Annotated in this window: 11 protein-coding genes; 5 read left to right on the top strand and 6 right to left on the bottom strand. The window is 71.0% G+C overall.

Going from position 1 to position 13454, the window contains the following annotated elements; translation table 11 throughout:
- Entirely contained in the window at positions 1-1191 is a 1191-nt protein-coding gene (locus tag HW837_RS21555; RefSeq protein WP_193380566.1) for a C40 family peptidase, read from the top strand.
- A 41-nt stretch (positions 1192-1232) separates the two neighbouring features.
- Here the strand turns inward: HW837_RS21555 and HW837_RS21550 are convergent, their stop codons facing one another.
- Positions 1233-1586: a hypothetical protein gene (locus HW837_RS21550; protein WP_193380565.1), complete on the bottom strand. Its 354-nt coding sequence runs from the start codon at positions 1584-1586 to the stop codon at positions 1233-1235.
- Positions 1587-2058: 472 nt separating this feature from the next.
- Here HW837_RS21550 and HW837_RS21545 point away from each other — a divergent pair, with 472 nt between their 5' ends.
- Entirely contained in the window at positions 2059-3138 is a 1080-nt protein-coding gene (locus HW837_RS21545) for a C40 family peptidase (RefSeq protein ID WP_060883585.1), read from the top strand.
- A 260-nt stretch (positions 3139-3398) separates the two neighbouring features.
- Here the strand turns inward: HW837_RS21545 and HW837_RS21540 are convergent, their stop codons facing one another.
- Positions 3399-4076, bottom strand: coding sequence for a LuxR C-terminal-related transcriptional regulator (locus HW837_RS21540; RefSeq protein WP_063819850.1), 678 nt, complete (start codon positions 4074-4076; stop codon positions 3399-3401).
- 233 nt (positions 4077-4309) lie between these two features.
- A complete protein-coding gene (locus HW837_RS21535; protein WP_045559523.1) occupies positions 4310-5599 on the bottom strand; it encodes an ATP-binding protein in 1290 nt (429 codons plus the stop codon).
- Between the two features lie 167 nt (positions 5600-5766).
- Here HW837_RS21535 and HW837_RS21530 point away from each other — a divergent pair, with 167 nt between their 5' ends.
- Positions 5767-7350: a PspC domain-containing protein gene (locus tag HW837_RS21530; protein ID WP_193380563.1), complete on the top strand. Its 1584-nt coding sequence runs from the start codon at positions 5767-5769 to the stop codon at positions 7348-7350.
- Positions 7351-7957: 607 nt separating this feature from the next.
- Here HW837_RS21530 and HW837_RS21525 read toward each other — a convergent pair.
- Both HW837_RS21525 and HW837_RS21520 read right to left on the bottom strand, forming a co-directional pair.
- Positions 7958-8503, bottom strand: coding sequence for a DoxX family protein (locus HW837_RS21525; RefSeq protein WP_045559521.1), 546 nt, complete (start codon positions 8501-8503; stop codon positions 7958-7960).
- Between the two features lie 778 nt (positions 8504-9281).
- Positions 9282-10562 (bottom strand): hypothetical protein, encoded by a 1281-nt coding sequence (locus HW837_RS21520; protein WP_371271451.1) that lies wholly within the window; start codon positions 10560-10562, stop codon positions 9282-9284.
- A gap of 394 nt (positions 10563-10956) precedes the next feature.
- On the opposite strand from HW837_RS21520, the gene HW837_RS21515 reads away from it, so the two are divergent.
- Positions 10957-11850, top strand: coding sequence for a DUF4429 domain-containing protein (locus HW837_RS21515; protein WP_045559519.1), 894 nt, complete (start codon positions 10957-10959; stop codon positions 11848-11850).
- Between the two features lie 98 nt (positions 11851-11948).
- Here the strand turns inward: HW837_RS21515 and HW837_RS21510 are convergent, their stop codons facing one another.
- A complete protein-coding gene (locus tag HW837_RS21510) occupies positions 11949-12743 on the bottom strand; it encodes a class II aldolase/adducin family protein (RefSeq protein WP_045559518.1) in 795 nt (264 codons plus the stop codon).
- A gap of 210 nt (positions 12744-12953) precedes the next feature.
- On the opposite strand from HW837_RS21510, the gene HW837_RS21505 reads away from it, so the two are divergent.
- A complete protein-coding gene (locus tag HW837_RS21505; RefSeq protein ID WP_045559517.1) occupies positions 12954-13436 on the top strand; it encodes a pyridoxamine 5'-phosphate oxidase family protein in 483 nt (160 codons plus the stop codon).
- The last annotated feature ends 18 nt before the right edge of the window (positions 13437-13454 follow it).

Here is a 13454-nt window from a genome sequence, read left to right as displayed (position 1 = left end):
ATGGCGCCGCACCGCAAGCCGCGTCCGGCCGGCCGGACGCGCGCGGGCATACGCACCCCCGCTCTCGCCACGGCCGCCCTGACCTCCGTGGCTCTGCTCTCCCAGACGGCCACCGCCGCACCCTCCACCGACGACAGGCCGAGCCTGGAGGAGGTCGAGAAGAAGGTCGACGACCTCTACCGCCAGGCGGGGTCGGCTACCGAGAACTACAACGCGGCCAAGGAGAGGACGACCAAGCAGAAGAAGAAGGTCGACACCCTCCTCGACGGCGTCGCCGAGCGCACGGAGAAGCTGAACGAGGCGCGGGAGGAACTGGGTTCGTTCGCGGCGGCCCAGTACCGCACCGGCGCGGCCACCCCCGACCAGGCCTCACTGCTCCTGGCGGACAACCCGCAGGACTACTTCGACCAGAACCAGCTGATGGACCGCTTGACGGACCGTCAGCAGCAAGCGGTCGACGCGTACGTCACCGAGCAGGCCGACGCGGCGGAGCAGCGCCGGACGGCGAGCGACAGCCTCGAGAAGCTCACCGAGTCGCAGAACGCCCTCAAGACCAGCAAGGCCAAGGTCCAGGCGAAGCTCGCCGAGGCCCGCGAACTGCTCTCCACCCTCACCGCCCAGGAGAAGGCCCGGCTCGCCGCGATCGAACAGCGCGAGCGGGAGGAGGCCGACCGCAAGGCGGAGGAGGTGGCGCGACAGCAGGCGGCGCAGGCGAGCCAGGAGACCCAGAACTCCCAGGAGACCCCGGAGCCCCAGGGCGGGACCGCCACCGGCACGGAGACGTCGCCTGACACCACCGGGACCACCGCTCCGGTCGAGGACTCCACATACGCCTCGAAGGCCACCAAGGCGCTCGCCTTCGCCCGCGCCCAGATCGGCAAGCCGTACGTCTGGGGCGCCACCGGCCCCGGCTCCTACGACTGCTCCGGCCTCACCCAGGCCGCCTGGAAGGCCGCCGGCGTGGACCTCCCGCGCACCACCTACGACCAGGTCGAGGCGGGCACCACCGTCCCCCTCGCCGACGCCAAGCCGGGCGACCTCGTCTTCTTCTACGACAACATCGGCCACGTCGGCCTCTACATCGGCAACGGCATGATGATCCACGCCCCCAAGCCGGGCACGTACGTCCGCGAGGAGTCGATCTTCTACGACGGCGAGTCCTCGATCCACAGCGTGGTGCGGCCGGCGTGACCTCGGCCGGGCCCGTCCCACGGGCTCGGCCGAGGGACCCCTCAGGTCCAGAGCACCGCGATGAAGACGTTCGCCGTGGTCAGGGCGCCCACCAGGGCGAAGAGCGGCTTCTCCACCGTCTCCTCGTCGCGCTTCACATAGACCAGGCCGAGGATCACGATCAGCAGGGCGAGCTTGATGCCGATCTTGATGTTGTTGACGGGCTGGTCGTCGGCCTGGTTGAGGCCGACGAGGAGGACACCCGTCACGAGCATGGTGAGGGCGCCGTGCAGCATGGCGGGGACGAAGCGGGCGGTGCCCTGCCCCATGGCCTTCATCTGGGTGAGGAACCCACCCAGGAGGGAGGCGATGCCGATGATGTGGAGGGCCGCGAGGATGTGGATGAGTACGTCCATGCGCGGAGCCTAATGAGGGGTCCGGGACCCCTCGGGCACCGGGGCGGGCACTCCCGGATCACCGCGAACGGCACCCCCGAATGATCTTGCATATATGCGCTCCATAGCACCGCCCTTCCTTCGCGCGGTCCGAAATCGCCGCATCGGTCATCGCACAGCGTGAAGTCGGCGGCGCCAGGCCAGGATTCCGATCACATACGGTCACCTCATTGCCGGTGCGCGCCACTTCCGTACAACGCGTTACCGAGCCCTCACAGCCAGGTTTAGCGTCCTCCCTCAGGTGACCGGCTCCCCACCGCCGCCCGGGCCAGGGGCGGCAGTCGGCCACCACCGCCGAGAAAGGTCCGGCGGCGTCCCGCTCCCCCTGTGCGGGCCGCCGCCGGACGCGTAACCGCTCCCCCCAGGCGGTCCGTACGGACAGACGATGTTCGTACTGCGGACGGCGGTCGTACGGAGAGGACGTGGACTCCACGTGGCAGCGCACCGCAAGCCCAGACAGCGCTCGCTCGGCGGCCATACGGCTCGCACAGCCGCAACGATCGCCCTCGCGGGCGCGGCGACCGCGACCGGTTTCGACGGCACCGGGCACGCCGACCCCCAGCTCACACCGGAGCAGGTCAGGGCGAAGGTGGCCAAGCTGTACCAGCAGGCCGAGGTCGCGACCGAGAAGTACAACGGCGCGAAGGAGAAGGCCGACAAGGCGCAGGAGAACCTCGAGGAACTGCGCGACCAGGCCGCCCGCCGCACCGAACGGCTCAACACCGCCCGCGACGAACTCGGTTCGGTGGCCGCGGCGCAGTACCGGGGCGGCGGCATCGACCCCTCCTGGCAGCTCGCCCTCTCCGCCGATCCCGACCAGTACCTGGACGGCGCCGCCCTCGCCGAGCGCGTCGGCAGCCGCCACTCCGCGGATGTGGCGAGCGTACGGAAACAGCTGCTGGAGATCGAACGGCTGCGCGGGGCCGCCCGCGTCGAACTGGGCACGCTCAAGACCCGTCAGACAGAACTGAAACGCCACAAGAAAACCGTCACCTCCAAACTGACCGACGCCCGTCAACTGCTCGGCCGCCTCACCACCGAGGACCGCACCCGCCTCGACTCCCGTGACGGCACCACGGGACACGCCTCCCGCTCCTCCACCACGGCCCAGCGCAGCCTCTCCGGCCCCGTCTCCCCCACCTCCGCCACGGCCGACGCCCCCAACTCCCGCGCCGCCGCCGCCGTCTCCTACGCCTACTCCAAGATCGGCAGCCCGTACGTCTGGGGCGCCACCGGCCCCAACGCCTTCGACTGCTCCGGCCTCACCCTCGCCGCGTACCGCGCCGCCGGCGTCTCCCTCCCCCGCACCACCTACTCCCAGATCAACGCCGGCCCCCGCATCGCCCGCTCCGAACTCCGCCCCGGCGACCTCGTCTTCTTCTACTCCGGCATCAGCCACGTGGGCATCTACATCGGCAACGGCCAGATGATCCACGCCCCCAACCCCTCGGCCCCGGTACGCGTGGCACCACTGGACGAGATGCCGTACGCGGGGGCTACACGGGTGGCTTGAGGGGGTCATGTGCCGGGTGGCCGGTCACCGGTGGCGTTGGCGGGCGGTCGTGTTGGCGGGCGGTGGCTTTGGTGGGGGGCGGTGGCCTTGGCCAGGTGACCCGAGTGAGGACCGTCGGCAGGCGTCCCTGTGCTGGTCGTGGGGCTGCCCATCGCCGACGGGGCCACCCGGACCGCACCGCCCCGGCAACCGCCGGCGCCTACGACGCCGCCTCCCCGGCACCGGCGTGACCGGCACCTCGGCGCCGGGGGCCCCCGGCCTCACACCAGGCGGCGTGCCGTCGCCCATCTCGTCAACTCGTGGCGGTTGGAGAGCTGTAGCTTCCGCAGGACGGCGGAGACATGGGACTCCACCGTCTTCACCGAGATGTAGAGCTGCTTGGCGATCTCCTTGTACGCATAGCCACGGGCGATGAGCCGCAGCACCTCGCGCTCACGCTGGGTGAGACGGTCGAGATCCTCGTCCACGGGCGGGGCGTCGGTGGAGGCGAAGGCGTCCAGGACGAAGCCGGCCAGACGGGGAGAGAAAACCGCGTCGCCCTCCTGGACCCGGAAGATGGAGTCGACCAGGTCGGAGCCGGTGATCGTCTTGGTGACATAACCGCGCGCACCGCCCCGGATCACCCCGATCACATCCTCCGCCGCGTCCGACACGGACAGGGCGAGGAAGCGGACGGGCTGCTCGGCATCCGCCATCAACGCCGAACAGCGGCGCAGGACTTCGACACCACCGCCGCCGGGCAGGTGCACATCGAGAAGCACCACCTCGGGCCGCGTGCTCGTGATCACCGAGACCGCCTGATCGACATCGGGGGCCTCGCCGACCACCTCCACCCCCGTACGGTCCGTCTGCCCGATCTCGGCCTGCACCCCCGTACGGAACATGCGGTGGTCATCCACCAGCACGACCCGGACATGCCGCCCGGGCCCGGTCGGCACGGGTGCGGCAGCCGCGCCGGATGCCGCGGATACGCCGGGTGCGCCGGGTGCGACAGACGTGGTGGTGCCGTCGGGCGTGGTGGGTTGGTCGGGCGCGGCGGCCTGCCGGTCGGGCCCGCCGGTCAGGCCCTCGGGCGAACCCGTGCCCCGCGTGGCCGAACCGCCCTGGCCCTCGTTCGGCGCTGTGCCCGAACCGCCCTGTGCGGCAAGGTCGTTCGCCCCGTTCGCGTCACTCATGACGTCGTCTCCGCCCTCTCCATCTCAAGCTCGACCTCCGTGCCGCCGTCCGGCACGGCTCGGAGCCGTGCCGTACCGCCGTTGCGCTCCATGCGGCCGATGATCGATTCTCTGACGCCCATGCGGTCGGCGGGTATCGCGTCGAGGTCGAAGCCTGGGCCGCGGTCGCGAACGGACACGAAAACCGTCCTTCCCTCGACCTCGGCGAAGACCTGCACGGCGCCGCCCTCGCCACCGTACTTGGCGGCGTTCACCATCGCCTCGCGTGCGGCCTGCATCTGCGCGGTCAGTCCCTCGTCGAGCGGGCAGTCACCGACGACCACCACCTCTATGGGGACGCCGTGCTTGTCCTCGACCTCCGCCGCGTTCCGCCGTACGGCCTCGGCGAGGGTGTCGGGCTCGTCGTCCTCGTCCTTTCCGGTGCCCTCGGGCTTGTACAGCCAGTTCCTCAGGTCGCGTTCCTGGGCGCGGGCGAGGCGGCGGACCTCGTTCGGGTTGTCCGCGTTCCGCTGTATCAGCGTCAGTGTGTGCAGCACCGAGTCGTGGACATGGGCCGCGACCTCCGCGCGCTCCTGGGCGCGGATGCGCATCAGGCGCTCCTCGGAGAGGTCCTGGGTCATACGGACGAGGTACGGTCCGGCCAGCAGCGATATGCCCACGAGGACCGCGAGCGCTGCTTGCAGGACCGAGCCGAGGTGCGCGGCCGAGCCCTGGAGGACGAATATCCCCGAGACCCCCGCGGTGACCAGCAGGACACCGGCCACGGAGCGCAACAGTGTGATCGTGCGCCGACGACGGCCGACCTCGGCCCAGCGGGCCCGCCGCGCGTTGTCCGCCTGGCGCCAGACCAGGGCGACGCCGGCGGCGACGAGCACGGTCGGCCAGAGATAGGCCCTGGCTCCTTCCCCGAGGTTCACATTGCCGACGAAGACCATGGCCACGACGACCATGAGGAGAAGGGCGACCATCTGGCCGCGGTCGGGCTTGCGGGCCACGAGCCGGCGGCGGCCGTCGGGTGAGGTGTCGGTGGCGATGGCCGGAGGCCGCTGGTTGTCGACGCCTCCCACGCCGAGCGGGACGACGAACCAGAACGCCGCGTAGACGAGGGCGCCCAGGCCGTCGGCCAGGAAGAGGCCTGCGAACACGAGCCGCACCCAGGTCACAGGCAGGCCGAGATGTCCGGCTAGCCCTCGCGCCACGCCTCCGAGCCAGCGTCCGTCGCTGCTGCGGTAGAGCTTGCGCGGGGGCCGCGGAGTGTCGACTGGCTGTGCTGCGGCTTCCGGCATGCCATCGATATTCACACGCATGGCGGAGCCAGGCATCAGGGTCGACCCCCGAGAGGCCCCTGATCTTCGAGACAGGCGTGATCGAACGCTTCCCCCAAGCGGATATCAGGGTTCGACCAGGGTCATCCCGACTGCCATCGGACCGGCTCGGCGGTCACGATGGACGCATGACGGATCACCACGACGCGGCAGCGGAGCCGGGCCCCAGCTCGGGTCCGGACGGTCTGCGGCCCACCTCCGAGCCGCAGGACGCCGCGCCCCCACCGAGCACGGGCTCGCAGGAGCCGCGCGCGCACGGGGGCGCGGGTGCGCGCGCAGGCACAAGCGTAGGCGCGGGCCCGCAGGCGGACGCGGGCGCCCACGCGGATCGATCGGACGCGGGACGGCCAGATACGGATCGATCCGACGCCGGCCGATCGGATGCGGGGCGATCGAATGCGGGTCGATCGGATGCCGTCGGCCCCGATGATCCTGGCGGTGGCCCCGGCGCCCCACACCGGTTCCGCCGCGATCGGCGGTACAAGATGCTGGGCGGTGTCTGTGCCGGGCTCGGACGGCAGTGCGACATGGATCCGGTGATCTTCCGCGTGGTGCTGGCGGTGCTTTCCCTCACCGGTGGCCTCGGCCTCTTCTTCTACGGCTTCGCCTGGTTGTTCGTGGCGTACGACGACGAGGAGGAGAACGAGGTACGCAAGCTGCTGACCGGCCGGGTCGACGGCCAGGGCCTCACGGCCGTGCTCTTCGCGCTGGTCGGCTGCGGCGTCTTCCTCACCATGCTGAGCAACACCACCGTCCTTACCTTCTCGGTGGTCGTCTCCCTGCTCCTGGCCGGCGCGGGGTACTGGTCGCAGCACCGCGGCACCCCCGACCCCGATCCGCTGGCCGCGCAGGCGGTGGCCGATGCCCCGCCGGAGGCCCAGGCACCCCCCGTGGCCTCCGCCTACCCATCGTGGTGGCGGGACCCCATAGTGAAGGACGGCACCCATGTGGGCGGCACGGGCTATCTGTGGGGCCCGTGGGAGGCCCGCGATCGGGACATGGCAGCGGCCGTCAACATCGCCCGGGGCGTGCGGCCCACCCGCCAGGACATACGTATAGCGCGTCCGCCGAAGCCGCGGGGGCCGCGCTGGATCGGCGGCTGGATCTTCCTTCTGGCGCTGGTCGCCGGCGGCATCGGTACCAGTGCCACCTGGGACGACCGCACCCTGGCCGCCAGCCTGCAGACCGGTCTGGCCTGCGCGCTGACCGTGCTCGGTCTGGGCATAGCTTTCAGCGCCTTCCTCGGCCGTACGGGAGCGGGCTCGATCTTCCTGGCGGTAGCAACGGCAGGCCTCCTCGCGTGCACGGCGGCCCTTCCGTCGAACATCACCACCGACTGGGCCCGTACGAAATGGACCCCGCGGAACGCGGAGAGCGTGGCGGCCCGGTACGAGCTGGGGACCGGCGTGGGCACGCTGGACCTGTCCGGGGTGGACATACCGAAGGGAAAGTCGCTGACCACGAGCGTGGAGGTGGGCGCGGGCAAGGTGAAGGTGGTGGTTCCACCGGACGTGACCGTGCGGCTCGACATCGAAGTGGGCCTGGGTGACATCCAGTTGCCGGGTGACGACAAGGAGGACGTGGACGTGGCACCGGACAAGAGGGATCGGCTGACGCTGGCCCCCGAGAAGGGCTCGGGCAGCGGCGGGACGCTCACCATCGACCTCGAAGTCGGTCTGGGACAGGCGGAGGTGGCCCGTGCTGCGGCATGAGTTCCGGCCGGGGAATCTCGTCGCCGGCCTCTTCCTCACGGGCGCCGGTGTCGTGTACCTGGGCGATGCGGCGGGCGCGTGGGACACCCCCTGGTTCGTGGTGATACCGCTCGTGGTCGGAGGGCTGTGCCTCGCGGGGGCGGTGGCTTCCCTGGACCATGCGATACGGGGACCGCGGGGCGCGGGGTGGACAGGAGCGAGGGGGGCCACGGGAGCGACGGGCCCGGGAGGATCGGCGGAGCCGCCGGGAGCGGCGGGAGTGGGTGGGTCGGTGGGGAGGGAGGGGCGCGGCTGAGCATCGGCGAGTGGGAGTCGGCGAGGTTGAAACCCGGCGGGTGGGAGCCGACGAGGTCGAGGACCGGCGGCGGCATGGGGGTGCGGGTGAGTACCGGAGGAGGACCGGCGAGTGCGGCCTGAAACGGTTGGGGGTGGCTCGGTCGCTGTGCCCGTCGCGGGCCGCACTGGCCGCGCTGTGATGGTGGGGAGCCCGTGGGCCAGCTGGGCCGTGCGCCGCTTGGGCTGCGGTGCTGGCTGCGGTGCCGGTTGGCTGCAGTGAGTGAGCGGCGGATGCGCTGGGCGGTTATGGCGGGGCGGGGCGTTGTGGGGCTCAGTGGTAGGTGTCCGCGCGGTGCCTGCTGGTGCCGCCTCGGCGGCGGGAGCGGATGGCGGCGTCCACGGAGAGGACCGGGGCCCCGGCGAGGATCAGGGGGATCCAGGCCATGAGATAGGGGAGGTCGTTGCCGTAGTAGTAGGGGGATGCCGACCAGCTGACCGTGAGCCAGAGGCTCAGGGAGATCAGGGCTCCGCCGAAGGCGGCGAGGCGGGTGAGGAAGCCGAGGAGGGTGCCGATGCCGACGGCGAGTTCGCCGATGGCGATGGCGTAGCCGAAGCCGACGGGGTTGTTCAAGGCCATGTCGATCATGGCTGGGATGGCGGAGGAGTCTCGGGCGGCGCTCATCATGTCGCCGATGGAGCCGGAACCGGAGGCCGCCATGAACGCGCTGTCGGTGAGTTTGTCCAGGCCGGCGTAGATGAAGGTGACGGCGAGGAAGACGCGTAGGGGGAGGAGGGCGTAGCGGGTGGCGGTGTCACGCCAGTCGGGGCCGCCGTCGTAATAGGGGGTGTGGGAGTCCGAGCGAATGTCGTGAGTCATGGTCTGCGCCGCCTCTTGTCCGCCGTGCCGTTGACCCCTCAACAGACGATACGTTCAGAGGGGTGGGGGTGCTCAATGGTTCGGGCGTGTTTTTCCGGGTCGGAGTGCCTTGTCTGGGGTGGCGCAGGCCTGGGGTCCCGGGGACCGTCTCGCCCCCGCCGCCCCTACCCGTCCCATCCCAAGGGGCTGCGCCCCATTCGACCCGCCCGCGCGTGCGCTACCGGGCCCGGGCGGGCGGCACGCCCACGGCTTCGTCCCGCCCCGACGCCTTGGCAGCCGCTCCAGCGGGCGCGCGTCGGCCGCATCCTGACGGGGCGGGTCGGATAGTAGTCACCCGGGGCTCCCGGCCCCCTGAACCACCGCCGGCTTCTGGCCCCGGCCGCCCGTCATGCCGCGCCGCACCAGTCGCGGTCGTCCCGTCTCCCATGCCGGACCAGCCGACGACTACCGTCGCCCCAGCCCCGAACCTCAGTTACCGAACCCGGTTCCCTTACGCCGACCAGCCGATAGCCGACCCGGTTTCCCGCCCCCACCGGCCGCGCTCACCCCGGTCCCACGAGCCCATAGGCCCGCCAGCCGACCCGATCCCCCACCCCCGAAGCCCACCAGCCCAGGACCGACTCCCGCTCCCCGAGCCCTTCCAACCGACCGCCGAACCAATGCCCTTCTCACCAACCGACAGTCGGCCGACTTCCGCTCGCCGCCTCCCACCCGCGCCCCCACCGGCCCCCAACCACCAGCCACCAACCACCAACCATCGGCGATCAGCGATCAGCGATCAGTCCGCCGAGACCTCGATCGTGTAGCGGTTGGTTTCGACGCCCGCTGCTGTGACGACCTGGACTTCGACCTTGCCGGGTTCGACGTCGGCGGGGACGGGGGCGGTGAGGACCGCGTCGGTGGGGTTGCTGAAGCCGCCGGTGACGGGGACGAGGGGGACGTGGACATGGACGGGGCCGATGCGGACGACCATGCGGGAAAGGTGGTCGGCGGTCTGGGCGCCGGGTGGGACGAAGCCGGAGCCGCGGATCTCGATGTCGTCGCCGTTGCGGATGGGGGCGTCGAGGTCGCCGGCCTCGCGGGCACGGACGACGGAGAGGATGACGGGGCGGCCGCCCTCGGCGTACTTGCCGGCGACGTAGGTGGCCGCAGAGACCAGGACGAGGAGGGCCAGGCCCCAGGGGAGGTCGGGGAGTTGGTCGGGGCGGCGGGCGAGGCGGACCGCCGCGAAGGTGAGCGCGACGGTGCAGATGATCACGTACTGGATGTCGCTGAAGCTGCCGCGGCCGGAGTCGTCGGTGAGGAGGTCGGCGGCGCGGGGGCGGTGGGCGCGGACCTTCTGGAGGCGTTGGGCGAGGACGCGGAGGCCGACCACTCGGCGGACCAGGACGGCGATGCCGCAGACGACGGCGAGGACGGTCACGATGCCGGCGCCGCGGGCAAGGTCGAGGCCGGCGATGAGGGTGTCGCGTTCGCGGTGGTCGGAGGCCGCGGCGAGGCGGCCGACGAGGACGAGGACCACGAAGACGACGAAGAGCACCCAGCCGGCGGCGATGGCGCGGGAGGTGGAGAGACGGTTGTCCTCGCCGATGACGGGGGCGAGGGCACCGCCGCGCGCCCGGTGCAGATAGCCGGCGCCCGTCAGCGCCGCGGCGACCAGCAGGGCGGCGAATAGGCCGGCAGTGCGGGCCGTCGTCCAGCCCGCGCCGATCGCGGTGAGGGACTGGACGAGGAGGAGGGTGATGACGGCGGCCCAGACGACGACGGCCGTGCGCAGCCACAGGCGGGCCAGCCAGGCCTCGCCCTCGACCCGGCCGCGTTCGGCGACGAGGGCGGCGGACTGGGTGAGTTCGTCGGAGACCCACTGGCGGGAGGCGGAGGCGGAGTGCGCGACGGCCGCCGGCAGTCCCTGCCCCGACGCGAACTCCTCCCGCTTCAGCAGGAACTCGGCGACCGCGCGCCGGTGTCCCGCGCGCGCCCCATGCGGGCAGTCCCCGCACGTGCACCCGCCTTCATGGGCGCCCGCGCCCATGCCCCCTCTCGCCTCCTGCACCGCCACGCCCGAGCCCGCCTTCCCACACCGCGTCCATGGGCGCTCCCGCGCCCCGGTCCGCATACTTCGGCATTCGCCGCCACCGTCATTGCCATCTGCCAGCACTGCTGTCACCGCTCCAGCCGCGAGAGCGCTGACAGCCGCCCTCGTTCTGCTGTTGCTGCCGCTATCACTGCTGTTACTGCTGCTACCTCTGCTACTGCTGTGTCGATACCGCCCTCGAGCGGTGTCGTACGTACGTCCGCTCACTACCACAGCCGTGCAGCCGTACAACTGCCCTGCGATGACAGCGAATTGTGCCGTATGGAACACGGCCCGCATTCGGCAGGGCCACTCCGTGCTTGGGAGGCGCGGGGTGAAGTTCCGGTGTCCGTGTTGACCCGGCTGGGAGAATCCTCGTATGGCCGAGATCATCCAGCGTGACGGCGTCTGGGCCTTCGACGGCAGCACGGTCCGGATCACGCCGGGCCTGCACCGTTCCGTGGCCCTGTTCCGGCAGACGTACGGGGAGATCGCGGTGCCGCTGGAGGCGGTGGCCGGTGTCGTCTATGAACCCGAACGCAAGCGCGGGCGGTTGCGGTTGCGGCTGCGCGAAGGCAGTGATCCGCTGTTGCAGGCCACGGGTGGGCGGCTGCCGGACGCGGCCGACCCGTATCGGCTGACGGTCGATGTCGACCGGTCGGGGATCGCCGAGTACGTGGCCGAGGAGATACGGCAGTCGATGCTGCTGGACCAGACGCCGAAGGAGCCTGCCAGGGTCTATCTGCTGCCGGGTCCGCCCGTGCCGGTGTCGGTGCGGTCCAGTGACGGGACGGTGTCGTTCGACGGGGCGCGGGTGCGGATCGACTGGAACGACACCTCCGACCGGGTCAAGCGCGCGACCGGCCCGCGGATCATCGACGTCGGTGAGCTGGTGCAGGTCGAGTGGTTGCCGAACTCCGGTTATGAGGACGGCTTCCTGCGGTTCGTGACGCGCGAGACCATGTTCTCGAAGCTGCCGCCGGAGCGGGACCCGTTCGCCCTCGACCTGTGGGGCAGTACACGTCGCGACCTGCTCACGGCTCTCGTGGCGACGGCGGTCACGGCGCGGCTCCCGCATCCGTCGACACGGGTGAACGGCCACGCGGACCGGTCGGGGCCGGAGGCCGTGGGCGTCACGGCGGAGCCTCCGGCCTCCGACCACCATGACACCCTCCTCCGTCGGCTCCGTGAACTCGGTGAGCTGCACCGCGACGGCGTTCTCACGGACGAGGAGTTCGCCGCCACGAAGGCGGCGGTGCTGCGCGACTTCTGACGGCGCGCGGAACGGCAGGCCCCCGGGCCCGTCCGGCCATGCCCTCCTCGGCTCAGCAGGCCCGGTCAGCCCAGCAGGTCCGGTCTCGGCAGGTCCGGTCAACTCAGGAGGTCCGGCTCGCTGCGGCTGATGTCCTGCCACAGGGGCTGGTAGTTGATCCAGGCCACCAGGTCGCCGCCGGCCTGTTCCCGGGTGGCGGCGGCGAGCCGATGTTCGATGAGCAGGGGGCGGCCCGCCGCCTTCGCGGTGAGCTGGACCTGGGCCGAGCGTTCCATGGACAGGAACCACCAGGCCGCCGCGTCGACCGAGTCCCCGACCGTCAGCAGCCCGTGGTTGCGCAGGACCAGGGCCTTGCGGCTGCCGAGGACGTCGGCGATACGGCGGCCCTCGTCCGCGTCCACGGCGACACCCGTGTAGTGGTCGTAGAGCGCCTGGTCCTCGTAGAAGGCGCAGGACTCCTGGCTGATCGGGTCGAGCAGCTCGCCGAGGGCGGACAGGGCGCGGCCGTGCACGGAGTGACAGTGGGCGACGGCGACGACGTCGGGGCGTGCGGCGTGCACCTGGGCGTGGACGGTGAACGCGGCCTGGTTCACGTGGTAGCGGCCCTCGATCACCTGGCCGTCCTGGTTGGCGAGGACCAGGTCACTCACCGTGACGTGCTTGAAGGGCATCCCGAACGGATTGACCCAGAAGCAGTCGCTGAACTCCGGGTCGCGCGCGGTGATGTGTCCCGAGACCCCCTCCTCGAACCCCATGCGCCCGAAGATCCGCAGGGCCCCGGCCAGCCGTTCCTTGCGGTGCCGTCGTTCGTCCTCCACCGTCTCGTGCATCGGCGGCATGGCGAACCGGAGCTGGTCGGTGGGTAGGGGCAGGGGCGGTGTGGGCCCGTGCATGTGTCCTCCAGAGTGACTTCCTTTACGAATCGGAAGTTACCGTCGGTCCCCCATACGGAACAGGCCCGTTCCGTGAAGAGAGTGCGCAACCGTTACGCAAGTCACAGAAGCATGCCAGCCGTGCACACTCTGCTCGGGGTCGAGCTGTTCCTTGTCGTTGCTCCGGGTAACCGGACAGTGGTTGTCGGGTATCCGCGCGAGACTCGACGTATGCCGGAGAATCTTTCGAACTGGGGCGCCTTCGTCGCCGCCGAACCCGAACTCGCACAGACGGTCGAGGCGCGGTTCGGCGCCTTCACCCACCACGTCCTCGCCACCCTCCGCAAGGACGGCTCGCCGCGTACGACCGGGCTGGAGGTCCGGTTCACACAGGGGGAGTTGTGGCTGGGCATGATGCCCGACTCGCTCAAGGCGCTCGATCTGCGCCGCGATTCCCGCTTCGCGTTGCAGGCCAACCCCGGGCCGGGCACGGAGATGGGAGGCGGGGACGTCCGGGTGAGCGGCCGGGCGGTCGAGGTCGACGATCCCGCCGTGAAGGCCGCGTACGGCGAAGAGGTGGAACCGCCGGAGCCGTTCCACCTCTTCCGCACCGAGCTGACGGAGGTCGTGCGGACCTACGTCGAGGACGAGAAGTACCTGGTCGTCCAGGTCTGGAAGCCCGGAGGGCCGGTGCGGACCCTCAAGCGGACCTGAGGATCACCGGGGATCCCC

The sequence above is a fragment of the Streptomyces caniscabiei genome (assembly GCF_014930365.1).
In the GTDB taxonomy this organism is placed as follows: Bacteria; Actinomycetota; Actinomycetes; order Streptomycetales; family Streptomycetaceae; genus Streptomyces; species Streptomyces caniscabiei.
Note: the sequence above shows the minus strand (reverse complement) of the source record. Positions and strands in the feature narration are given on the sequence as shown.

Excerpts from the sequence above, each read along its gene's own strand:
- HW837_RS21515 (WP_045559519.1), top strand. The coding sequence starts at position 10,957 with ATGGCCGAGATCATCCAGCGTGACGGCGTCTGGGCCTTCGACGGCAGC.
- HW837_RS21530 (WP_193380563.1), top strand. The coding sequence starts at position 5,767 with ATGACGGATCACCACGACGCGGCAGCGGAGCCGGGCCCCAGCTCGGGT.
- HW837_RS21525 (WP_045559521.1), bottom strand. The coding sequence starts at position 8,503 with ATGACTCACGACATTCGCTCGGACTCCCACACCCCCTATTACGACGGC.
- HW837_RS21555 (WP_193380566.1), top strand. The coding sequence starts at position 1 with ATGGCGCCGCACCGCAAGCCGCGTCCGGCCGGCCGGACGCGCGCGGGC.
- HW837_RS21550 (WP_193380565.1), bottom strand. The coding sequence starts at position 1,586 with ATGGACGTACTCATCCACATCCTCGCGGCCCTCCACATCATCGGCATC.
- HW837_RS21505 (WP_045559517.1), top strand. The coding sequence starts at position 12,954 with ATGCCGGAGAATCTTTCGAACTGGGGCGCCTTCGTCGCCGCCGAACCC.
- HW837_RS21510 (WP_045559518.1), bottom strand. The coding sequence starts at position 12,743 with ATGCACGGGCCCACACCGCCCCTGCCCCTACCCACCGACCAGCTCCGG.
- HW837_RS21535 (WP_045559523.1), bottom strand. The coding sequence starts at position 5,599 with ATGCCGGAAGCCGCAGCACAGCCAGTCGACACTCCGCGGCCCCCGCGC.